Below are 24454 nucleotides of genomic sequence, written 5' to 3'. Positions count from 1 at the left end.
TATGTAATTAAAAGAAATAATTTAAAAAACCAGTATGTTCGTTAAAAATATTAAAACCTATTAAAATAAGTATTATTCCTCCTGAAAATTTAGCAAAACTTCCTAGAAAATTTCCCACCTTATTTCCTATTAATACACCTAAAAAACAAAGTATGAATGTTATTATGCCTATGCAAAGTATTATAGGCAGTATTGAAATATTTAAAAATGAAAAACTAATGCCTACTGCAAGAGCATCTATGCTAGTAGCTATAGATAAAATAAATATATCAAAATTACTTAATTTAGATGACTTAGAACCATCATCTTTTGAAAAAATCATATTTAGGCCTAGAAAACATAGCAAAATTAATGCTATTATGTGGTCAATAGACTTTATATATTCAGAAAATCCAATCCCTATTTTCCAACCGATAAGAGGCATTAAAGCTTGAAATAATCCAAAAGAAAATGCAATTTTAAGAGCAAGTTTAAAATCTAATTTTTTTATACACATACCTTTAGACAATGATACAGTGAATGCATCCATAGATAGTGCAACAGAAGTCATTAATATGAAAGTTATGCTCATGAAAATCCTCCCTATATATATTAAAATAAAATAGTTCAATATTAATATATATATAGATAGATATGCAAATAGTCCAAGTTTTTAAAAAAAGCGTACTTTACTATTTGTAAGGCACGCTTTTTAAACTATTTCTCTAATTGTTTTAATTCTTTTTTTATTTCTTTATCTATTTTTTTTATTTCTTTATTTTCATTTTTTATTATTTTACTTTCTTCTCTTTCTAGTTCTCTTTCTTCTTTTTTCATTTCATGTTTTAATTCTTTAGCAAACTTGTGATCATCATGTTCTTCTTTTTTTATTTCACTGTTTATTTCCTTAGATTCTTTTTTACATTCTTTTTCTAACTCTTTTTCTTCTTTTTTCATTTGATGCTTTAATTCTTTAGCAAATTTATGTTCTTCATGATTTTCATGTCTAAGTTCTTTTTTATCTTCATGTCTAGATTTTAAACATTCTACATCTTTTTTAAATTCGTCTTCTATGTGTTTTACTTCGTTTTTAACAGTCATTTTTAACATCTCCTTAAGAATAATTGATTTAATAATTAAATCTTAGCACTCGTGACAAAATATGTAAATGGATAGCAAAAAACGTCGAAAGTTTTATATTTTCTAAAATATTATATACATCAAAAATATGAATAATTTTTATATAATTATATAAATGGGCGAAATTTTTTACAATTATGAAAATTTATACATAAAGTTTTTGTAGATTATAGAAAAAGTGCTAAATAAATAATATAATAATATGAGTGGGTAAAAAAGGAGGGGTTTTTTATAAAAAAGTATAGTGGAGAAATTGGGTTATTATTAGTATCTCTGATTTGGGGAAGTGGATTTGTAGCAACTCAGCTTGGGTTGGAAAATGGACTTACTCCATTTCAATTAATGACAGGTAGGTTTTTTATAGGTGCACTTTTAATAAGTGTAATATTCTTTAAAAAACTTAGAAATATAAATAAAAAAGATATTATTTCAGGGGTATTACTTGGTATATTTTTATTTATAGCATTTTCTTTTCAGACGTTTGGATTGAAATATACAACTTCAGCAAAAAGTGCATTTTTAACAGCTGCAAATGTTGTAATAGTACCATTTGTAGGATGTATTTTATATAAACGAAAGATAGAAAAAATAGGAATTATAAGTAGTTTAATTGCACTTATAGGAATAGGAATAATCTCATTAGAGTCAGATTTTAGTATAAGTTTTGGAGATGGACTGACATTAATATGTGCAGTAGGGTTTGCTATGCATATATTTTTAACTAGTGAATTTACAAAAAAACACGATCCTGTCGTACTTACATGTATACAAATGGCAACAGCATTTTTACTATCGTTGATATTACAGGTTTTTGCAGGAGAATTAAGTACTACTATAAACAGTTCAACAATAGGATCTGTGCTATTTTTAGGTGTATTCAATACAACTATATGTTTTCTTGGACAAACTATATGCCAAACTAAAGTTGATGGAACTAAAACAGCAATATTATTATCCACTGAAGCAATATTTGGAATGCTTTTTTCTGTAATAATAGCAAAGGAAATAATAACGCTTAGAATGATTTTGGGAAGTTTATTTATATTTACAGCTATTATTTGCGCAGAAACAAAATTATCATTTTTATTAAAAACAGAAGATTCATTAGAACTTAATGAAGTTGAATAAATCATTGAATAAGTCATGTTAATATAGCTTGAATATTTTAATATGACTTATTTTGATTTTATAATATTTGGAAAATTGCGAATTTATTAAAGTGATTTTTGATTAAAGTGATTTTGGATGAGTTAAAAGTAATATAATTATAGAGTATGAATCAATTTATTAGGAGGAATGCTATGGGAATTACCAATTTGTTAAAAACATATAAAGGTTTGTCCAAAGAAGTATATGTTTTGTTTATTGGAAGGATTGTAAATAGCCTTGGAGCTTTTGTACATCCTCTAATGGCTTTAATTTTAACTCAAAAAATTGGCTTATCAGTATCTGAAGCAGGTGTATTTATAACAATACTATCTGCATTTCAAGCACCTGCAATGATATTTGGAGGGAAATTAGCAGATACGATAGGAAGAAGAAAAGTTATAATTATTTGTCAGTTTCTTGGAGCCTTAACACTTATAGCTTGTGGGTTTATGAAACCTTCGATAACAATGGCAAAAATAATGATTTTGTCATCCTGTCTATATTCAATTTCATCACCTGCATTTGAAGCTTTAAATGCAGATATAACAACATATAAAAATAGAAAAACTTCGTATTCTCTTTTATATATGGGAAGTAATATAGGGTTTTGCATAGGACCTATATTAGGGGGACTTTTATATGAAAATTACTTACCACTTATATTTATAGGAGATGGAATTACAACTTTAATAGCATTGGCCTTAATAATTTTATTTGTAAAAGAACGAAAAATAAATGATGAAAATTATGAAAGTGAAGAAATTTTAAGTGATTTAGAACAAAAGGTAGAAGGTTCTGCATTTAAGGTTTTGATTCAAAGACCTACACTAATAATCTTTTCTTTAGGAGTATTGATGTACTATTTTTCATATTCACAGTGGGGATTTGCATTACCCATACAGTTAGAGGATTTATTTGGATCAAATGGAGCAAAACTTTATGGACTGCTAGGTGGAATAAATGGAGTAGTAGTTATAGTATTTACACCTATAATTACATCTTTAACAACAAAAATGAATGTATTAAAAGCGATGTCTATTGGAGGGTTATTTTATGCAATTGCATTTTTTATGTTTGGAATAGTAAATACTGTAGTTTTATTTTTTATAGGTGTATTCTTAATGACAATAGGAGAAATTTTAATAGTTATAAATCAAGGAACGTTTATTGCGAATAACACTCCAGCATCACATAGAGGAAGAATAAGTTCGATACTACCTTTAATATCAGGGATCGGATTTGCAATAGGACCTATGATTATGGGTGATATGATAGAAAAATACAATATATTTGTAGGATGGATGATTGTTGCAACAGTTGCTACCTTTGGAATGATTACGATGATGATGATAAAAAAGAGTATGAAAAATAATTAAAGGAAAATGAACAAATGAGTCATATAAGTATATATAAGAAGAAATAACTGTAAGATGAGGTGTTTATATGAGTAAAAAAATTGCAGTAATATATAAAACTAAATATGGTAGTACAAAAAAATATGCAGGATGGATTGCTTTGAAGTTAGATGCAGATTTATATGAAATTTCCGATATAAGGTCAAAACATTTAGACGAATATGAAACTATAATATTTGGAGGTGGCATATATAGGGGAAAAATAAATGGATTAAACTTTATTGACCAAAACTATAATAAAATAAAAGATAAGAATATTTATATTTTTTCAGTTGGAATGGAAAGTATAAGTGAAAATAGAAAAGAATCATTAATAAAAAATAACTTTAAAAATATAGAAGAAAAAAATGTTGGATTTTACAATTTTAAAGGAGGATTAGATTATAGTTCACTAAGCTTCATAGACAAAATTATGATGAAAGCACTAAAAAGCATGATAGACAAAAAGACTAAATCAGATTTAACAGAAGATGATAAAGTTGTTTTAAGGGGATTTGAAGAAAAAATAGACTTAACTGATAAAAAATCTATAAAAGAATTGATAGATAAAATCAATGCATATAAAAGTGCTAATGATAATTAAATTTAATTATCATTAGCACTTTCTTTAAATAAATAAAAACATTCTTAAAAACTCATAATAATCATCTGTTGAAAAAGATATTGTTTGAGTATTTATTAACTTACATTTCGGATAGAAAGAAGCTTTATAAGCATCATAGTGATTTTTAAATTTGATTTCTATGTCAAATAAATCAGGGAGTTTTATTATATGTCTAGAAAGATCACCTGATAGAGCTTGCTCAACACCATCTTTTATATTTTTAAAAGCTATATCTGGATGTATAGAGATAGATGCATTTCCAATTCCTTTTGATACAGGAACTGTTACTATATTTGGATTTAGTTTTTTAGCATTTTTACAAAGCAGTTCATCTCCACTTAAAAATGCTACAGGAACATTAAAGTAAGCACTTGTATATGCATTTACCATAAATTCTGTTGCGATTTCGCCATTTATCTTTACATAATCATATTTAGAACTATTCATTGTATGAGAAAGTGGGTTTCCATCTTGACTAGCTCCACTATGATATCCTATAAAAAGAGTTGCATCAAAAGTAGGGTCAATACCTGCCATCATAATAAGAGGACCATTAGTCCATCCTCTAACTAAACTTACATTTGTAGGAAGTAAAGATGGATTAATATTTCGAGCGCTATCATGAGCATCTTTTACTAAAATAAAATCACAATTATTTGCGTTGGCTCCATCACAAGCTGATTTAACCTCTTTAGTCATCTGAGTTTTATGATATTCTGAATGAGCACAATTAAGGTTAGTTTCCTCCCAACTTACAATTCCGCACGTACCTTCTATATCGGCACTTATATATACTCTCATAAAATCTTCCCCCTAATCTTTATTAAAATTAAAATTATTAAGAGGACTGTCTATTAATAATTTTAATTTTCATATAATAGATATAGTTATTTAAATTTTAAAATATACATATAAAAAGCATATTAATGGAGGAAACTTATGAATTTGACAAGAGAAACTTATTTAGAGATTGATTTAGATATAATAAATAAAAATATATGTGAGATAAAAAAATATATTTCAAAAAATACAAAATTAGCTATAGTAGTTAAAGCAGATGCATATGGGCATGGAGCAGTTGAACTATGCAAAAATATAGACAAAGAAAATGTAGATTATATATGTGTTGCAGCTATAAGTGAAGCTTTTGAATTAAGAGAAAATAATATAGATTTACCCATTTTAGTAATGGGATATATTCCAGATAATTACTTGGAGCTGGCTATTAAAAAAAACATAACAATTACAGTGTTTTCAATTAAGCAAGCTAATATAATTAATGGTATTTGCAAGATGAAAAATATTAAAGGCAAGATTCATATAAAAATAGATACAGGATTTAATCGATTAGGGTTTAAAATTAATGAATCTACTATTGAAGATATAAAAGATATTATAAATTTAGATCATATATTTGTGGAAGGAATTTTCTCCCATTTAGCACTTAAAGATAAGATATCTGATTATGAACAATTCAATAAGTTTAAAAACATATTAGATGAAATTTTAAAATATAAAGATATACCTATAAATCATATATGTGACAGTATAGGTATGGTAGCTTATGAGGATTTTCATTTAGATATGGTTAGGGTTGGATCTAGTATATATGGATATAATAGCCGTAAATCAAATTTAAATTTGCTTGAAGCTATTACATTTAAATCAAAAATAATACAAGTAAAAAGGCTTATTAAAGGTGAAGGTGTAAGTTATGATTATTCATACATAGCAAATAAAGATATGGAAATAGGTATTATACCGTGTGGATATGCAGATGGAATACCGAGATGCCTATCAAATAAAGGTTATGTATATGTAAATAATAAAAAATGCAATATAATAGGTAAAATTTGTATGGATCAAATGATTATAGATATAAGTGGTATAAATGAAAGTGATTATGAAAAAGATGTTGTCTTTTATGGGAAAAATGGACCTAATATTTTAGAGATTGCAAACTTATGTGATACAAATAGAAATGAAATACTTGTATTAACTTCAAGAAGAGTTGATAAAATTTATTTGAAAAATAATAAAATAATAAAAAGTTTAAACTATATAATGGGGGATGATTAACTATGATATTTCCAAAACAGTTAAAAAAGGGTGATACAATAGGAATAATAGCACCATCAAGTCCATATAAACCTGAGAGCAAGGATTCTTTAAACTTTGAAATTGACAAAATAAAAAGAACCATTGAAAGTTTTGGATATAAAGTAAAAATGGGAGATACTTGCTATCTAAGCTATAAAGGATATTTAGCAGGTGATGACAATACAAGAGTTAAAGATATAGAAATAATGTTTAAAGACAAAGAAGTTGATGGGATTTTATGTCTTAGGGGTGGATATGGAACACCTAGAATACTTGATAAAATAAACTATGATATTATAAAAGCAAATCCAAAAGTATTTATTGGGTACTCAGATATAACTGCACTTCATATAGCTTTTAATCAATATTGTAATTTGGTAACTTACCATGGAATAATGGCATCAACATCACCAAACTGGCATGACTTTACTTACAATTCTTTTAAAAATATGATTAATATGAAAGATAACTTAGCTATAGAAAATCCTATGGGAGAAGAATTATATACTATAGTAGAGGGAGTTACAGAAGGAAAAATAATAGGTGGTAATTTATCATTGATAGCAAGTACTATGGGAACTAAATATGAGATTAATACTAAAGATAAAATTTTGTTTATAGAAGAAGTTGGAGAACAAATCTATAGAATAGATAGAATGCTTACACAATTAGAATTAGGAGATAAATTTGAGGATTGTAAAGGTATTATATTTGGAGATTTTGAAGATTGCAAAAAAGAAAAAGCTGATGATTATGAGTTATATGATTTACTATCAGATAGAGTTAAAAAGTACAATAAACCTTGTATATACAACTTGCAATCAGGACATTGTAATCCAATGATAAGTATACCTTTAGGCGTAAATTGCAAATTAGATGCTACAAATAAAAATATATATTTTAGTAGATAGAAAACAGCAGTTACATAAAATTTTATGTAACTGCTGTTTTTAACTTAAAGATATTAAAAGAGGTTACTATCTAACATAAAAAATATATGGTAGAATTATGTATATACATAAGAGATTTAAAGAGGTGGATATATGTTCAATGTAGCGATAATAACTTTAAGTGACAAAGGTTCTATAGGTAAAAGAGAAGATATAACAGGAAAGAAACTGGCTGACTTTATAAATGTCAAAGAAGAATATGAAGTTAAATATTACACTATGATTCCTGACGATAAAGAAAAGCTAAAAAACGAAATTATAAAATTATGTAATTTAGATGTAGATTTGATATTAACTAATGGAGGTACTGGATTTTCTAAAAGAGATATAACTCCAGAAGCTACAAAGGAAGTTATTGAAAGGGAGATTCCGGGAATTAGTGAATACATAAGAATGGAATCTTGTAAAATAACTAAGAGAGCAATGCTTAGTAGAGGTGTAAGTGGGATAAGACAAAATACGGTTATAATAAATTTACCAGGGAGTCCTAAAGGAGCAATAGAAAGCATCGAATTTGTAATAGATACCATAGGACATGGGATAGATATACTAAAAGGTGAAGCTGTGGAGTGTGCAAATGATAGACAAGTATAACAGAGAAATAGACTACTTAAGAATTTCTTTAACCGACAAATGTAATTTAAGTTGTATTTATTGTATGCCTAAAAAATTTGAATTTGATAAGAACATAAATGATATATTAAGTTTTGAAAATTATAAATTTATAATTAAAGGATTTTCAAAATTAGGAATAAAAAAGGTAAGATTTACAGGTGGAGAACCTCTTATTTATGATAAATTACAAGACCTTATAAAGTACACAAAAGAAAATTGTAATATCGATGATATATGTATAACAACAAATGCTATAGGTCTTTATGAAAAAATAGATAAGTTAAAAGAAAATGGATTAAAAAAAGTTAATATAAGTTTGGATTCCTTAGATGAAGATAAATATAAAAAAATAACTAGAGGTGGAGACTTAAAAGAAGTATTAAAATCAATTGATAGATGTGTGGAATTAGGCATAAAAGTAAAAATAAACTGTGTTTTAATAAAAGGATTAAATGATGATGAACTAAATCAATTTATAAATTTAACAAAAAACAAGGAAATAGATGTTAGATTTATAGAATTGATGCCTATAGGAGAAGGTTTAAAAATATTTAAGAATGGATATATCAATTTAAAAGAAGCTTTAAATAAAATAGAAAACTTAAAACCCATAAAAAATGAAGAAAAAAGTGTTGCATCTTATTATAAACTCGGAAATTCAAAAGGTAAGGTAGGAATAATTACACCTATGAGTTGCTCGTTTTGTAGTGAATGTAACAGAATAAGAATGACTTCTAATGGGAAAGTAAAATTGTGTTTACATTCAAGTGAAGAGTTAGATATTAATAAGTATTTAAACGATGAGAATGAGTTTACTAATTTGATAGAAAAGTATATATATGAAAAACCAGAAAAACATAAATTAATAGAGAATAAAAAGAGTGATACAAAAAGAAATATGAATCAAATAGGTGGTTAAAAAATTAAAGATATATATTAAATAGGTTACTATTTAATATATATCTTTTTTTATTACAGCTCTCATCATAAAAAAGACAGGAGGAGTAGAAAAAACTGGAGCAAATAAAGGTGCTATAATCTCATTAATATGAAGTATGTTTACAAATAAGATTATTATTATCATATTTAAGAAAAATTCAAATACGTAAACTAAAGAAGACAATAAAAACTTTTTAGCTGTATAATTAGATTCTTTAAATGTAAACTTTGAATTTAGAAAATATGAAGCAGATACACTTATTAAACTAGTTATAGAATAGGCTACTAAATAGTGAATTTCTAAAAATAAATACAAACTAATATAAATCATTTGAGAAATTATAAAATTTGTTATACCTATAGCATTGAACTTAAGGTATTCTATAATTTTCATTTTATACTTTTTTAAAATTAAAATCATTACACTTTCTCCTTAATATTAACTAATGATGTCGTTGAATGTAAAAATATTTCATAATATAGTATTGGTTTTATAATAACATGATATTTACATATAAAAAACAAAAAAACTATATACATAAGGAAAAATGTGGTATATAATTATAGTGTGTTAAATAAAAAACAAATAATAACGCTTAAAAAAACGTTTAACAAGGGGGAAAAGACATGAGTTATGCATTTTTTATGCCGAATATAAGTTTAATGGGACCAGGGTGCGTTAAGAAAATAGCAGAAGAGATAACTTCAAGAGGACTTAAAAAAGCTCTTATAGTATGTGGAAAAAGATCTTCTAAAAGTGAAGAGTTCAAAGGGGTAACCGATCTTTTAGAAGAAAATAATATAGATTATGTAGTTTATCCAGGATCTATACCAAATCCAACTGTAAAAAGTGTTATGGATGGGGTTGAAATATTAAAAGAAAATGACTGTGATTTTGTAATTTCTTATGGAGGAGGATCTCCTCATGACTGTGCAAAAGGAATTGCATTAGTTGCAACAAATGGAGGAAATATAAAGGATTATGAAGGAATAAATAAATCTTCTAAACCTCAATTACCTTTAATTTCAATAAATACAACAGCAGGAACAGCTTCTGAAATGACAGTATTCTCTATAATAACAGATGAAGAAAGACATGTAAAAATGGCTATAGTTGATAAAAATGTTACGCCAATACTTGCAGTAAATGATCCAGAATTAATGGTTAGTATGCCTAAATCACTAACAGCAGCAACAGGAATGGATGCTTTAACTCATGCAGTTGAGGCATATGTATCAACTGCAGCTACACCAGTTACTGATGCTTGTGCTCAAAAAGCTATAGAGCTTATAAATGATTATTTAAGAGATGCAGTAGAAGATGGAAATAACATGGAAGCAAGAGATATGATGGCTTATGCTGAATACTTGGCAGGAATGGCATTTAACTCAGCTTCACTTGGATATGTACATGCAATTGCACATCAACTTGGTGGTTTTTATGATTTACCACATGGAGTATGTAATGCCATATTACTTCCAGAAGTGCAAGTATTTAACTCTACAGTTTGCAGTGCTAAATTAAAGGATGTAGCTAAGTTTATGGGTGTTGAAACTAAGAACATGAGTGATGAAGAAGGAGCAAAAGCTTGTATAGAAGTTATAAGAAAATTATCAAGTGATATAGATATACCAGCAGGCCTTAAAGAGCTAGGAGTTAAAGTAGAAGACTTTGATATTTTAGCAGATAATGCACTTAAGGATGCTTGTGGATTAACTAATCCAATAAAAGCAACTCATCAAGATGTAAAAGATATACTTACAAGAGCGATGGGTAATGCGACTGAACTTGCTTAAAAATTAAATAAATTATTATATATCAAAAAAGATTATCTTAACTTAATTTAAGATAATCTTTTTTTGTATAAATTATAAATATGTAGGCATAAAAAAAGCATAGACAAAATGTTTGTCTATGCTTTAAAATTTATCTAACTATAACTAATTCTTTATCATGTTTATTTAAGTTTTCATGACCATCTTTTGTAACTAAAACTAAATCTTCTATTCTAACTCCGAATTCACCTGGTAAGTATATACCTGGCTCAACAGAGAATATCATACCTTCTTGAACACAATCAGTATTAACAGAAGAAACATCTCCCATATCATGACACTCAAGACCTATAGAGTGACCAGTTCTATGAGTGAAGTATTTTCCGTATCCTTTTTCTGTTATATAATCTCTAGCAGCTGCATCTATATCACAGAATCTAACACCTGGCTTAACTAAAGCTATAGCTCTTTTATTAGCTTCTAAAACTATCTCGAATACTTCTTTAGCTTTTTCAGGAGCTTCTTTATAGAATACTGTTCTAGTCATATCTGAACAGTAGTTATCTTTTACACAACCTATATCAAGTATTATAGCGTCTCCAGCTTTAACTTTTCTATCTCCAGGAGTACCGTGTGGATCTGCTCCAGTTGGTCCAAATCCTATTATAGGAGAGAATGAGAAACCATCAGCACCTAAATCTTCATATATTCCAGATAATTTGTTAGCAAGTTGCTTTTCTGTTAAATCTGCATTTATAGTATCTTTTAATCTCTTCATAGCTTCATCGTTTAAAGCAGAAGCTTTTCTCATTAAATCCTTTTCCTCTTCATCTTTAGAAGATCTTAAAGTATCTACTATGTAAGAAGAATTCACAAATTTGCATCCTGGACATAAATCCATTAAAGCTAGTAAGAATTTTGCAGGCCAGTTTTTATCAACACCTATAGTACCATTTTTATCTATCCCGTTGGAAACGATTTCAACTGAGTTTTGAGTATCGTTAAACCAAACCATTTCAACACCTAAGTCTTCAGTCACAGGGAATAATTCGTTTATAAACATCTTATTATTTCCATTAACATTTATATATAATGCTAATAATCTTTCTCCTGGATGTATCATTTTTCCTGTTAAGTAGAATATTGCATATGGATCACTAATTAACATTTGATCTATGCTATTTTTCTTCATTTGATCAAGAACAGCGTTTAATCTTTGAGTTTTCATATATCCATCTCCCTTTTAATTGTATAAATATCTTACAAGTAAATTTTAACATAAATTTATATAAAATGTAAAATAATTTAATTAAATGAAATTTAAATGGATTATAATAATAAAATTTAATATATAACTAAAAAGATATTGAAAATCATTATCAATAATGTTAAAATTTAATTATGATAATGATTTTCAATTAAGCGGAGGTTAATATGAATATAAAATGTGATTACTCATGTAAAAATAGAATAGATTCGTCATACATAAAATGGATATTAGAACTTTTAGGTCCTGTAATTTTAGGATCAAAGCCTAGTGAAATATTAAATATTTCACTTAATGATAACAATAAAGAATATAAAATAAAAGAAATAGAATCTTTTTTCAAAAACTGCTCTAGATTAAAATATGAGATAGTTTATAAGGATAATGGGGAAATAAAAATACTATTTATAAATAAAGATGCTCTATCGGAAACTTTAAAAAATAAAAAATGCGTAAATTTTCTTAAGTTTATAGGATATCCAAATTACTATACACTAGATAATTATATAAAATGCTTATTAGATAAGTTAAAAGAAAATGAATTTCCACATGAAATAGGAATATTTTTGGGATATCCACTAAAAGATGTAGTAGGATTTATGGGATATGGAAATTATGAACTTCAGAAGACAAAGTATTGGAGAGTATATGGAAATACTGAAATTTCAGATGAAATATATAATAGATTTTTAGAAGATAGGAAAAAAATGAGAAATATGCTAGAGAAAAAATCTCTTGATAGAATAAAAAAAGTAGTTTAAATAAATTGTTACTATCAAAAACTGATTCAAAAGTGTAAAAATAAGAAGGAAATGGTATTAATATACTAGAATATAATATAATTGAAATTAAATAGGCATTTAAAGGAGGCAAATATGAATTATAAATTGATAGTAACAGATATGGATGGAACATTGTTAAATGGAGAGCATGAAATCAGCCAGAAAAATAAAGAAGCTTTGAAATTTGCTGCTGATAATGGGGTTAACGTAGCTATTGCAACAGGGAGAATTTATGAATCAACTATTAAGTACGCTAGAGAGTTAGGAATAAAAACACCTATAATATGTTGTAATGGAGCTTTGATTAAAGCGTCAACTGGAAATATAATATATGAAAGTCAAATAGAAAATTATATATGTAACAATATAATTGATGTTTTAGAAAAAAATAATATATATTATCAGTGCTTTACAGATGATACTATATTTACTACATATATAAACGAATGGCTTAGAAAATACCAAATGCAAGAAGATTTAAATATAAATATAATTGAAAGTGAAAATATAAAAGAGCAAATAATAGGGAAAAATATTTTGAAGTTTTTAATTATCGAAAGTAATTTAGAATTACTTTCTAAAGTAGAAGCGGAGTTAAAAACTATTCAAGATATAGAATTGACAAAATCTTTCTTTGACAATATAGAGGTAATGAAAAAAGGAGTTAACAAAGGGAGTGCTGTAGAAAGTTTAGCTAAGTACTTAAATATAGAAAAGAGTGAAATAATAACTTTTGGAGACAATCATAATGATTTAAGTATGATACAATATGCTGGCATGGGAGTTGCAATGGGAAATGCTGAAGATATAGTAAAAGAAAATGCAAACTTTATAACTTGTAAAAATACTGAAGATGGTGTGGCACAAGCAATAAGTAAACTATTAAAATAAATAAAAAGCATAGGCATGAGCTTATGCTTTTTTATATATTGAGTTTAAAAGGTATAAATTTTAGAAAAAATTAAAAAATTCAAATATGAATTACCAAAATATGCTATAATTTTAGTGAAAAGGGTTATATAAATACAGAATTTGACGTAAATGACTGTCACAAATTTATCAATCTAAAATAAAAAAAAGGGGTTATTATAGGGAGATGAATTATGAGTAAATCAGAGATTTTAGAAAACAACAAAAACAAAAAAAAGAAAAAGATTAGCATTCCTCACACTTTTACGATAATATTTGCATTGATTATCGTTATGGCTGGATTAACTTGGATAATACCAAGTGGACAGTTTGATAGAACTGAAGTTGATGGAAGAAGTGTAGTTGTACCAGGAACATATAAAGTAGTGGAATCTAATCCACAAGGAATACCAGAAATATTTAAAGCTCCAATAGATGGATTTATAGATGCTGCAGAAGTTGTAGGGTTTGTAATATTAGTTGGAGGAGCATTTGGAATTGTAAACAAAACTGGAGCTATAGAAGCAGGTATTGGGCATACGATTTCCAAAATGAAAGGGTTGGAGTTTTTAATTATTCCAATATGTATGATTTTGTTTGGATTAGGAGGGACAACCTTTGGTATGCACGAAGAGGCACTTCCTTTTTACATCATATTTATTCCTATGATGGTAAGTTTGGGTTATGATTCCCTAACTGGAATGGCAGTGGTATTTATTGGAGCAGCTGCAGGAACAGCTGCATCAACAATAAATCCTTTTTCAACTGGAATAGCACAAGCTTTGGCTAATATAGCACCAGGATCAGGGATTGGATATAGAAGTATAATTTTTGTAATTATAATGGCAATATCTATCGCATTTGTTATGTTACATGCCAATAAAGTTAAAAAAAATCCACAAAAATCAATTGTATATGAACTAGATAAAAAAAATAGAGAGCATTTTGTAATGGGTGATTCAAACATAAAACCATTTACAAAAAAAGAGTTAGCTGTTTTAGTTACATTTACTGTTGGTATGGCAGGTATGGTTTATGGAGTAGTTGCCAAAGGATGGTACATACCAGAAATCTGCATGATATTCTGTGCAATGGGAATATTATCAGGTATATTTGGAGGATTAAAACAATCTGAAATTGTAGAAGCCTTTGAAGAAGGAGCAAAAGATTTAATTACAGCAGGTCTTGCAATAGCTTTAGCTCGTGGAATAGTAATAATTGCACAAAATGGATTTATAATAGATAGTATATTAAATTCAGCAGCAAACTTATTAAATGGACTTCCAAAGTCAATATTTATAGTTTTAACATTCCTGCTTGAAAGTGCTTTAACTATTTTAATACCATCATCATCAGGGCTTGCATCACTTACAATACCAGTACTTGCTCCACTTGGTGATTTGGTAGGAGTTTCATCACAACAAATAGTAACAGCGTTTCAATTTGGATCAGGATTTATGAATATGATTACACCTACGTCTGGAGTTTTAATGGGGGCATTAGCGGTAGCTAGAGTTCCTTGGGATAAATGGCTTAAATTTATAGCACCTTTACTAATTACAATTACGATACTTGGAATTGGATTCTTAGTTATAGGACTTCAATTTGGGTTTTAAAAATAAAGAGCATATGCTCTTTATTTTTTTTGTAAATGATTTACTAGAATTTAATTTATGAAAATAAGCACAATAAGTATGATTATATTTTAGAAAGGAGTATTAAAATGACTAATAATAAAAAACAGAATTTAACAAAAGTTGAACTTTACAAACAAAATAAAGAAGAAATAGCACAAGAGTTGGGCATAAATGGATATGAATCAACAGAGGTTAATGCAAAACTTGCATCTGAAGGTGAAGCTAAATATAGCAAGAAAACAATGAATAGAAAAAGCCACATAAAAAATGGTAATGGCGATTACAAAGGAAGAATGGATTTATAATATTAAGTATTGCTTAAAAGGAATATATACATATATATTCCTTTTATTTTTATAATTATAGATTATTATTCTAAGTATGTTTAAATAATTGATTACATAATGATATAATATAATAAAATAATTTTAATATACATAAAATTTAAATTATTGTAATAGTGGAGGGATTTATGAAAATAAGTAATTTTACATTTAAAGGGGAAGAAGATACTGACATATATGTATATAAATACGAGCCAATAGAAAAAGAAAACATAAACGGAATTGTTCAGATTTCACATGGAATGTCAGAAGAAGCTAGTAGATATAAAAGATTTGCAAATTATTTGACTGATAATGGGTATATAGTTTATATAAATGATCATAGAGGGCATGGAAAAAGTGCAGCTAATATAAAGAGAATAGGAATACTTGCACAAAAGGATGGCATACATTGTATAGTAAAAGATTTAAACAAATTAACTAAAATTATAAAGACTGAAAATAATGGATTACCTATATTCTTATTTAGTCATAGTATGGGATCATTTGCAGCTCAAAAGTATATAATTGATTATAGCGAAGACATAGATGGAGTAATACTATCTGGTACAAATGGTTTACATGGAATAGAAGTTGATTTAGGCTTTTTAGTTGCTAAAGTTATGAGCAAAATTCAAGGAAGAGAGAAAAAGGCTTATTTAATAGATAAACTAGCTTTTGGAGGATTTAATAAAAAGTTTAAACCAAATAAATCAGAGTTTGACTGGCTTAGTAGAGATTTTAAAGAAGTTGAAAAATATATAGAAAATGAATGTTGTGGAGTAGTTTTTAGTAATGGGTATTTTTATGATTTATTTAAGTTATTCAAAGAAATTAGAAACATAAATAATTTGAAAAAAATAAATTCTAAATTGCCTATATATATATTTGCAGGAGATAAAGATCCTGTTGGTAAATTTGGTAAAGGGGTAACTAAGTTATATGAGAATTATAAAAAAGTAGGAATAGAAAATGTTGAGTTCAAATTGTATAGTGGTGGAAGGCATGAGATGTTAAATGAAATTAATAAAGATGAAGTAATAAATGATACTATAAATTGGATAAAACAGAACAATAAATTGACTAATCAATAAACATTTTAAAAAGTATTTTTGTTAGTTCAAACTTATAAAAGATAGTAATTAGAAAATTATGTTAAATAAATATCTTAAGAAGTATATAAATTTTGATATTTATGGTAAAATATAAATAAAGCAAAAGAAAAGCTTTGCTTAGGGGGGAGAATATGGGTAGATTAAAAACTAGAAAATGTCATAAGTGCAAGCATACTCTAAAAAGTAAGAATTTTGTACAATTCAAAAATGGAAAACCAATATGTGGCATATATAAAACTGGTATACCAGACGAAATATTCTTTAAAGCTAAATACTGCAAAAATTTTGAACTAGCAAATAAATACAATATAGTTGAAATGGTAGATAATTTTATGAAAAAACTGAGAGGTTGTAAAGAATGTGAGAAAAAACCTAAAATCAGTGAGAAAAAAAGTAGAGTAATATCAATAAATAAAGATGCTAAATAGGAAATATTAATATATTATATATTTTAAACTTCTACAAAGTATAAATTTGTAGAAGTTTTTTTGCGTTTAAGTAATGTTATATCAAAAAACTAGAATAATCAAAGAAATATATGCCAATAAAGTAAATTTGTCTTGGGAAATGGAAGTTTTTTTGAACAAAGGGAAAGTTTAATGACGACAGGAGTGATGTTGATTTTTTATTTTAAATGCAAATACAACACCAGATGACAAAATGAAATATAAAAGCTTACATTGATATGATAAAAAAAGATAAAAAACGCCTTAACCCTAGTAATTACAATGGTTTTATTACCCAGGTAATAAAAAATAAACGCTAATTGTGGAAGTGTCATATGTCGTATAAAAGACATATAATAAATTATGTTATATCTTAAAGGGGGAGGTATGTATGAAAATAAGAGTTAATAATGATGCATCATATATAAGAGTTTTTAATGCTACGGCAAATAGCGATAAAATTGATGTATATATTAACGACGTACTTGTATTTTCTGATGTTAGATACAGAGAATTTGTTCCATATACACCAACATTTCCTGGGGATTATACGGTCAAAGTATATGAATGTGGAAATAGTGAAAAGTTAATACTAGAACAAGAGTTAACTATAGCAGGTGGAAATGTAGGCACTTTGGTTATAACAGGGATAATGCCAAAGCTTATGCTACTTGCAGTTTTTGAAGATCCAAATGAAAAAACTTGTGAGTCTAATGCAAAATTTAGAATAGCACATTTATCACCTACAACAGATCCGATAGATTTAACAGTAAATGGGGTAAAAATGATAGATGAAATTCCTTTTGGAAAAAGAACTAATTATGCAGAAGTTCCTATAGGCGTATATGATTTTACAATAGAAGAAAGTAATGTAGAATCGGAAGGAAGTAATGAGGGAATAAGAATAAGTAAAAAAATTGAATTGAAAGACAATAAAATTTACACAATTTATTTAATTGGGGATGTACCAGATATTGAAATTATACAATCTTTAGATATAATAACTTATATGAACAAATAATCAGGAAGTACCTCAATAACCTTTATTGAGGTACTTCTAACTAAAAGAGATAAGGAGATAAATTACATGAACAAAAATAGACTAAAAGAAAGTATGCTTAAAGTTCCTTTGGTATATAACATTGTAACTGCAAATATTAAAGATTCTAATATACAAAGTTATGACGCTAGTTATGGAAATCATAAAAAACAATATTATAAGTTTTTTAATTTTGATGAAAAAAGCCCTATAATATTTTTTGTTCATGGAGGAAGTTGGTGGCATGGAAGTCCAAAGAGATATTCTTATATAGGTAAATATTTTAATAAAAAGGGATTTAATGTAGTTTTAATTTCATATAGACTTGTTCCTAAATTTACATATCCAACACAGATAGATGACATATTTAACGGATTTAAACATTTCCTAAGCAATGAAAGAGTTATGGGTGATAGGAATAAAGTTTATGTTATGGGTTATTCAGCAGGAGGAGAATTAGCAGCTAACCTAGTTTTTAATAATTATTTTCATAAAAAGTATGGTATAGACAAACATGTATTTAAAAAATTCATATCTATATCTGGAGTGCTAAATTTTAGAGCGTGTACTAGAAAATATGCAAAATCAATTATTAAAAATTATGCAAAAGGACAGAATATAGATAAAGTAAACCCTATTAACTTGATAAAAGGAAATGAAGATATACCGGTACTTTGTATACATGGCAAGTTGGACTCATTGATAAATCCTGAATGTTCGGTAAGCTTCGTTGATAAATTAAATAAGGTTAATAAATCAAAACTAGCAAAATTAATTATTTTAGATAATATGTATCATAGTAATATACTGAATATAGCAAGGGGAAATGGCAAAAAAGATTCAAAGGTTATTTTAGACTTCTTAAACTAATGAAAAGAGGATCATGAATTGGGAAAAGATAGCAATATTGAAAAAAGAGATTATCTAATTGATAATCTTAAAGTTATTTTAATGTTTGCAGTTGTATTTGGGCATACAATAGAATATTATATAAACCAAGATGATATGTTAAAAAGTATGTATATGTATATATATATATTTCATATGCCTTTATTTATATTTATATCTGGATATCTATCTAAAAAAGGAGTTAAGTCAAATTTGGTTTTGGTTAAAAAGCTTTTAATACCATATATTTTCTTTGATATAATTTGGTACGTTGGAGCTTATATAGTTACAGGTAAAAATATGTTTTCTATATTTTATCCTGGATGGACATTATGGTATTTATTGAGCTTATTTTTTTGGAGGATATCAATTAAATATTTAACAAAAGTAAAATGGATAGTTCCTATAAGTTTTGCGCTAGGGCTGTTAATTGGGCTTGATAGCATGGGACAAAATTTTTTATCAATATCTAGAACTATAGCGTTTTTACCGTTTTTTCTTATGGGGTACTATACAGATTCAACAAAACTTAATAAAATAAACAATATGAGCAAAGGAATTGGTTATTTTATAGTAATAGCTTTTATTTTAATTGCAATATACATATCGAAGTATGATGTAGTAGGTTATAAGTTCTTATATAATTCATATGCATATAAGACTAATCAATTAAATATGATACAAGGTTTAATAGGAAGAAGCTTACTTTATTTAGGATCTATAATACTTAGTATAGGTATTATAAATGTAGTTCCAAATAAAAAGTTTTGGTATAGTAAATATGGTAAAAATACTATGAATATATATGTATTTCATATATATTTAATTGTTATAGTAATACATTTTATACCAAGTTGGAATATTAGTTTATTTTCTAATCTTGGAATAATATTAAGTCCTATATTAATAATGATTTTATTGTCAGGAGATTTTGTAAATTATATATATAATTTTATTTTTAATCCTATAAACAAATTGTTTGATTATATAGCTAACTTAATGAAAATATAAAGGGGGATTTAGATGAAAAAAATAACTAGAAAAATAATATTACTAGTATCAGTACTGTGTTTAGGATTAATGATTGGTTGTTCTAAAAAGAGTGGAGAAGAAAAAGAATACACTAACAAACCAATTGATCCACCAAAAGAGCTACCAATAGCGACTATAAAAGTTAAAGATTATGGAACTATAGAAGCGGAACTATACCCACACTTAGCTCCAAACACAGTTAACAACTTTATAGAACTTGCTAATAATAAGTTTTATGATGGACTTATTTTCCATAGAGTAGTAAAAGACTTTGTTATACAAGGTGGAGATCCAGAAGGTAGTGGTACAGGAGGACCTGGATACTCTATAAAAGGAGAATTTGATGACAATGGATTTAAAAATGATATAAAACATGAAAAAGGTATATTATCCATGGCTAGAAGCCAACAACCAGATTCAGCTGGAAGTCAGTTTTTCATAGTTACAAAAGATGCAAAAAACTTAGACAAGCAATATGCCGCTTTTGGAAAAGTAATAAAAGGAATGGATGTTGTAGACAAAATAAATAATGTAGAGGTAGGTTCTAACGATAAGCCTAAGAAAAATGTTGTTATAGAGAGCATAAGAGTTGATACTAAAGGTGTAGAATATAAACCTGCTGAAAAAATTAAATAGATGTTAAAATAAGAGCAGGTATCTGCTCTTATTTTTTACGCTTAAGGAAATTATACTTAATTAAATTTTGTGGATAACTTATGTAACATAGTGGTACAAACGTTTTGGTGAAAGTAAAAAATGACATTTTGAGCAACGGACGGAGTCGTTGGCGGCATGAGCAAAGCGAATTTTTTGTGTTAAAAATTAAAACTATTGAAATAAAAGCAAAAAATAGTATACTTATAAAAGGATGGGCAAAATCGATTAGGAGAAATGTTATGGACATATTAACTAAAAGACAAAAAGATATATTACAGTATACCTTTTTATTATTTTTAATTGTATTGACTACATATTTGGTGTGTACGACTCTAAATATAAATGTTTTATCTAAAATTATTAAAATTATAAATTTAAAATATATAGCATTAGGATTTTTATGCATAATAATGTATATAATATTAGAAGCTTATATACTAAAGATAATATTAAATTCAATTCATAAAACGAAAATTAAGTCGTTGGGATTTAATATAGGAACAATGGGTTTGTATTATAACTTAGTAACACCGTTAGCTTCAGGAAGCCAACCGATGCAAATTTATGCTTTGACAAAATCAAAGGTTCCTGTAAGTAAAGCTACTGCAGTTATAGCAAATAAGACTGTTATATTTCAAACTGTAGTTACGCTATATTGTGGGATATTGTTGTTTAATCATTATATATATTTAGAAAGAGAGCTAAACTCTATAGTTATATTAGTTGCAACTGGTATGATTATGAATATATTTGCATTGAGCTTTGGAATTTTAATAATATATAGTCCTAAAAAAACTAAGAAAATAGTAAATATAGCATTAAATATATTGAAAAAGATAAAAGTATTTAAAAAATTAGAAGATAAGCAAGAAAGTATAAATAAATTTATTGATGAGTATAATTATTCAATTAAGCTATTTTTAAATGATAAAAAGTCATTAATAAAATCTTTACTTTTTACGATAGTTCAATTGACTTTGTATTTTAGCATAGCTTACTGTATATATAGATCATTAAGTTTGAATTCTCAGTCATATGGACAGATGTTAACATTACAGGCTTTTTTATATATGGCGGTATCTCCCGTTCCAACACCTGGAAATGTAGGAGCTAATGAAATTGCATTTTTTACTATATTTAAAGATGTAATTCCTAAAGAATTATTGGGGTATTCTGTATTCTTATATGGAATATTTATATATTACTTTATATTATTATTTTGTGGAATTTTTACAATTAGATACCATTATAAAATGAAAAAAATAAGAAAAAATGAAAGTAGTAGTAACATTAATTCATAAAAAATAATATTATATATAAATAGTAAACCACAACATTAGAGGTGACATGAATGTTTATATCAGTTATATTGTGGAGTTTAGTAATTTGTATTATTACTTTAGGTATTTACTATTTATATGACGATAAAAAGTCAAAAAATGATGATAAAGAAGATTTGTATTAAATTTACTGAAAAAGAAAAGTATTTATACTTTTCTTTTTTTTTTCGCTTAAGGAAATTATGGTTACTAAAAATCTATGGATAATTTATGGAACTTAGTTATATCAACATTGTATATTTATAGCGTAAAAAAGTTTTTTGAGTAATTGACGAAGTTGTGACGACGTAAGATGAGCGGATTTTTTATAGAAAAAATTATAAGTTTAAAATAAATGCTATATGGACATTCTAGTATTAAACGATATTAAAGGAAGGTAAAATTATGTCTAATAAAAAAAATACTAATAAAGATAAAAATAATTTAGATAACAATAAAGAAATAAAAGACTTATTAAAAGAAAATGATAATAAAGAGGAAATTGCTGAAGAAATTTCTCAAAATAAAAAAATAGCAGATATATTAGGGAATAGATTAGCAAATAAAAATTTTTTCCCTCCATGCTAAAATAATCTTAAGGAGTGAAGCATATGACTGAAAATAGATTTAAAAATGGACAATATGAAAATGCTTTACAATATACAAAAGAGATATTAAATACAAGTTTATCTATGAGTGACATAATAAGTAAGAACAATACAAGTGATGAAAAACATGAAAAAGATAAGGATCATAAAGATAATAATAAATAATAAAAAAGCTTATGTATTAAAATACATAAGCTTTTTTATTATTATATTACTACATTTTAATGCTATAAATTATATTAATTATTTTATAGTTAGAAATACGTACTATTTTTTAAAAAAAATAATAAAAATTCGGATTTTAGGTTGATAAAACTTTTAAATCTGATATAATCAAAATATAAACACGAATATTAAATCGAATTTAGATTATAATATACCGAATTCAAGGGGGAGAAAATTTTTTATGAATGAAAAAAATTCAGTGATTTATCAGTTAAATGGAAGGCCTAGACTTAAAGAAGCTATACCATTAGGACTTCAACATGTACTTGCAATGTTTGTAGGAAATGTTACTCCATTAATTATTATTTCAGGAGCATTAGGACTAAGCCTTGATGATAAAACTATGTTGGTTCAATGTGCGATGTTAGTGTCTGGATTAGTAACATTAGTTCAGTGTTATAAACTAGGACCATTTGGAGCTAAATTACCTATAGTTATGGGAACTAGTTTTGGATTTGTGTCTGTTGCAACAGCAGTAGGAGCTAAATATGGATATGAAGGTGTTTTAGGAGCGTGTTTAGCTGGTAGTTTAATTGAAATTGTATTTGGTACATATATAAGTAAAATAAGAAAGTTCTTCCCTCCGGTAGTTACAGGGACTGTAGTTTTAGCAATAGGGATTTCGTTACTTCCAACAGGGATTAACTATTTCGCCGGTGGAATAGGTGCAAGTGATTTTGGATCATTATCAAATTTATTATTAGGAAGTATAGTATTGGTAACTGTTTTATTTTGTAAACAATACACTAAAGGAATAACTAGTATAGCTTCGATTTTAATAGGACTTATAGTGGGATATATAGTAGCTATACCGATGGGTAAAATAGATTTTTCTCAAATTTCAAGCATGGCACTAATTTCTATTCCTATGCCTTTACAATTTGGATTTGAGTTTCATATAGATGCAATATTTGCATTTGTATGTATGTTTATAGTTTCAGGAGTTGAAACTGTTGGGGATATAACAGCTATTACACATTCAGGTGTAGGGCGTGATGCTACAGATGAGGAAATATCAGGTGGAGTTATGGCAGATGGATTTGGAAGTGTTCTTGCGGCTTTATTTAACTCAATGCCAACTACTTCATTTGGGCAAAATGTAGGACTTATAGCGATGACTAAAGTTATAAATAGAAATGTAGTTGGAATAGGGGCTGGATTTTTAATATTGGCAGCTATCTTCCCTAAATTTGGAGCATTAATATCTTTAATGCCAGCTAGTGTATTAGGAGGAGCTAGTGTAATGATGTTTGCGATGATTGCAGTAAGTGGAATAAAACTTATAACATCAGAACCTTTAAATAATAGAAATAGTACAATAGTTGCAGTTGCATTAGGACTTGGCGTAGGATTAACATTAGTTCCAGGTGTTTTATCTCAAATGCCAGAGCCTATACAATTAATATTTGGGGATTCAGGACTTATAGTAGTTGCTATAATAGCTATATTCCTAAATATGGTGTTGCCACAAGAAAAATCCGAGGTAAACAATAAAATAGAAGTTGGTAATTCGAGTACACAAGCTTCATAAATATAGATT

At 26.9% G+C, this 24454-nt stretch carries 27 protein-coding genes; 22 read left to right on the top strand and 5 right to left on the bottom strand.

What is annotated here, in order from left to right; genetic code table 11:
- Nucleotides 1-7: 7 nt before the first annotated feature.
- Together KXZ80_RS08945 and KXZ80_RS08940 are read right to left on the bottom strand one after the other, a co-directional pair.
- Entirely contained in the window at nt 8-571 is a 564-nt protein-coding gene (locus KXZ80_RS08945; protein ID WP_021433137.1) for a manganese efflux pump MntP, read from the bottom strand.
- A 125-nt stretch (nt 572-696) separates the two neighbouring features.
- Nucleotides 697-1080: a hypothetical protein gene (locus KXZ80_RS08940; RefSeq protein ID WP_021433136.1), complete on the bottom strand. Its 384-nt coding sequence runs from the start codon at nt 1078-1080 to the stop codon at nt 697-699.
- Nucleotides 1081-1350: 270 nt separating this feature from the next.
- Between KXZ80_RS08940 and KXZ80_RS08935 the strand changes: the two genes are divergently transcribed.
- The 3 genes from KXZ80_RS08935 (at nt 1351) to KXZ80_RS08925 (ending at nt 4266) form a co-directional block, all read left to right on the top strand.
- Nucleotides 1351-2247: a DMT family transporter gene (locus KXZ80_RS08935; protein WP_038285250.1), complete on the top strand. Its 897-nt coding sequence runs from the start codon at nt 1351-1353 to the stop codon at nt 2245-2247.
- 173 nt (nt 2248-2420) lie between these two features.
- Complete coding sequence (locus KXZ80_RS08930) at nt 2421-3644, top strand: MDR family MFS transporter (protein ID WP_021433134.1); 1224 nt, start codon at nt 2421-2423, stop codon at nt 3642-3644.
- 67 nt (nt 3645-3711) lie between these two features.
- Nucleotides 3712-4266 (top strand): flavodoxin domain-containing protein, encoded by a 555-nt coding sequence (locus KXZ80_RS08925; RefSeq protein WP_021433133.1) that lies wholly within the window; start codon nt 3712-3714, stop codon nt 4264-4266.
- Nucleotides 4267-4290: 24 nt separating this feature from the next.
- Here the strand turns inward: KXZ80_RS08925 and KXZ80_RS08920 are convergent, their stop codons facing one another.
- The gene (locus KXZ80_RS08920; RefSeq protein WP_021433132.1) at nt 4291-5088 is read right to left on the bottom strand and encodes a M55 family metallopeptidase; all 798 of its coding nucleotides are present in this window, start codon (nt 5086-5088) and stop codon (nt 4291-4293) included.
- Between the two features lie 138 nt (nt 5089-5226).
- Between KXZ80_RS08920 and alr the strand changes: the two genes are divergently transcribed.
- The 4 genes from alr (at nt 5227) to moaA (ending at nt 8871) form a co-directional block, all read left to right on the top strand.
- Complete coding sequence (gene alr / locus KXZ80_RS08915; protein ID WP_021433131.1) at nt 5227-6366, top strand: alanine racemase; 1140 nt, start codon at nt 5227-5229, stop codon at nt 6364-6366.
- A 2-nt stretch (nt 6367-6368) separates the two neighbouring features.
- Nucleotides 6369-7298: a S66 peptidase family protein gene (locus tag KXZ80_RS08910; RefSeq protein ID WP_021433130.1), complete on the top strand. Its 930-nt coding sequence runs from the start codon at nt 6369-6371 to the stop codon at nt 7296-7298.
- A gap of 132 nt (nt 7299-7430) precedes the next feature.
- Nucleotides 7431-7931, top strand: coding sequence for a MogA/MoaB family molybdenum cofactor biosynthesis protein (locus tag KXZ80_RS08905; protein WP_021433129.1), 501 nt, complete (start codon nt 7431-7433; stop codon nt 7929-7931).
- The gene (moaA, locus tag KXZ80_RS08900) at nt 7915-8871 is read left to right on the top strand and encodes a GTP 3',8-cyclase MoaA (RefSeq protein WP_038285247.1); all 957 of its coding nucleotides are present in this window, start codon (nt 7915-7917) and stop codon (nt 8869-8871) included. The genes KXZ80_RS08905 and moaA overlap by 17 nt, the downstream gene beginning before the upstream one ends.
- Before the next feature lie 33 nt (nt 8872-8904).
- Here the strand turns inward: moaA and KXZ80_RS08895 are convergent, their stop codons facing one another.
- Nucleotides 8905-9285 (bottom strand): GtrA family protein, encoded by a 381-nt coding sequence (locus KXZ80_RS08895; RefSeq protein ID WP_167699368.1) that lies wholly within the window; start codon nt 9283-9285, stop codon nt 8905-8907.
- Between the two features lie 233 nt (nt 9286-9518).
- Between KXZ80_RS08895 and yiaY the strand changes: the two genes are divergently transcribed.
- Nucleotides 9519-10688: an L-threonine dehydrogenase gene (gene yiaY / locus KXZ80_RS08890; RefSeq protein ID WP_021433126.1), complete on the top strand. Its 1170-nt coding sequence runs from the start codon at nt 9519-9521 to the stop codon at nt 10686-10688.
- A gap of 130 nt (nt 10689-10818) precedes the next feature.
- On the opposite strand, the gene KXZ80_RS08885 is transcribed toward yiaY, so the two are convergent.
- Nucleotides 10819-11895, bottom strand: coding sequence for a M24 family metallopeptidase (locus tag KXZ80_RS08885; protein ID WP_021433125.1), 1077 nt, complete (start codon nt 11893-11895; stop codon nt 10819-10821).
- Nucleotides 11896-12101: 206 nt separating this feature from the next.
- On the opposite strand from KXZ80_RS08885, the gene KXZ80_RS08880 reads away from it, so the two are divergent.
- From KXZ80_RS08880 to KXZ80_RS08815, 14 genes are all read left to right on the top strand, one after another.
- Complete coding sequence (locus KXZ80_RS08880) at nt 12102-12695, top strand: DUF3793 family protein (RefSeq protein WP_021433124.1); 594 nt, start codon at nt 12102-12104, stop codon at nt 12693-12695.
- A gap of 114 nt (nt 12696-12809) precedes the next feature.
- The gene (locus tag KXZ80_RS08875; protein ID WP_021433123.1) at nt 12810-13607 is read left to right on the top strand and encodes a Cof-type HAD-IIB family hydrolase; all 798 of its coding nucleotides are present in this window, start codon (nt 12810-12812) and stop codon (nt 13605-13607) included.
- Between the two features lie 212 nt (nt 13608-13819).
- Nucleotides 13820-15241 carry a YfcC family protein gene (locus KXZ80_RS08870; protein WP_021433122.1) on the top strand — a complete coding sequence of 474 codons (1422 nt, stop codon included), beginning with the start codon at nt 13820-13822 and terminating at the stop codon, nt 15239-15241.
- Nucleotides 15242-15348: 107 nt separating this feature from the next.
- Entirely contained in the window at nt 15349-15567 is a 219-nt protein-coding gene (locus KXZ80_RS08865; protein WP_021431314.1) for a hypothetical protein, read from the top strand.
- 167 nt (nt 15568-15734) lie between these two features.
- On the top strand, nt 15735-16679 hold the full coding sequence (locus KXZ80_RS08860) for an alpha/beta hydrolase (RefSeq protein ID WP_021433121.1): 945 nt from the start codon (nt 15735-15737) through the stop codon (nt 16677-16679).
- Between the two features lie 152 nt (nt 16680-16831).
- Complete coding sequence (locus tag KXZ80_RS08855) at nt 16832-17128, top strand: hypothetical protein (protein WP_021433120.1); 297 nt, start codon at nt 16832-16834, stop codon at nt 17126-17128.
- 409 nt (nt 17129-17537) lie between these two features.
- The gene (locus KXZ80_RS08850; protein ID WP_021433119.1) at nt 17538-18167 is read left to right on the top strand and encodes a DUF4397 domain-containing protein; all 630 of its coding nucleotides are present in this window, start codon (nt 17538-17540) and stop codon (nt 18165-18167) included.
- Between the two features lie 66 nt (nt 18168-18233).
- Entirely contained in the window at nt 18234-19055 is an 822-nt protein-coding gene (locus KXZ80_RS08845; protein ID WP_021433118.1) for an alpha/beta hydrolase, read from the top strand.
- 18 nt (nt 19056-19073) lie between these two features.
- Nucleotides 19074-20084 (top strand): acyltransferase family protein, encoded by a 1011-nt coding sequence (locus KXZ80_RS08840; protein ID WP_021433117.1) that lies wholly within the window; start codon nt 19074-19076, stop codon nt 20082-20084.
- Nucleotides 20085-20096: 12 nt separating this feature from the next.
- Nucleotides 20097-20741, top strand: coding sequence for a peptidylprolyl isomerase (locus KXZ80_RS08835; protein WP_021433116.1), 645 nt, complete (start codon nt 20097-20099; stop codon nt 20739-20741).
- 260 nt (nt 20742-21001) lie between these two features.
- Nucleotides 21002-22063 (top strand): lysylphosphatidylglycerol synthase transmembrane domain-containing protein, encoded by a 1062-nt coding sequence (locus KXZ80_RS08830; protein WP_021433115.1) that lies wholly within the window; start codon nt 21002-21004, stop codon nt 22061-22063.
- Nucleotides 22064-22486: 423 nt separating this feature from the next.
- Complete coding sequence (locus KXZ80_RS08825; protein ID WP_021433114.1) at nt 22487-22669, top strand: hypothetical protein; 183 nt, start codon at nt 22487-22489, stop codon at nt 22667-22669.
- A gap of 23 nt (nt 22670-22692) precedes the next feature.
- On the top strand, nt 22693-22854 hold the full coding sequence (locus tag KXZ80_RS08820; RefSeq protein WP_021433113.1) for a hypothetical protein: 162 nt from the start codon (nt 22693-22695) through the stop codon (nt 22852-22854).
- A gap of 241 nt (nt 22855-23095) precedes the next feature.
- On the top strand, nt 23096-24445 hold the full coding sequence (locus tag KXZ80_RS08815) for a uracil-xanthine permease family protein (protein WP_021433112.1): 1350 nt from the start codon (nt 23096-23098) through the stop codon (nt 24443-24445).
- The last annotated feature ends 9 nt before the right edge of the window (nt 24446-24454 follow it).

It is taken from the genome of Paraclostridium bifermentans (assembly GCF_019916025.1).
In the GTDB taxonomy this organism is placed as follows: domain Bacteria; phylum Bacillota; class Clostridia; order Peptostreptococcales; family Peptostreptococcaceae; genus Paraclostridium; species Paraclostridium bifermentans.
This window is presented reverse-complemented; position numbering and strand designations above follow the sequence as displayed.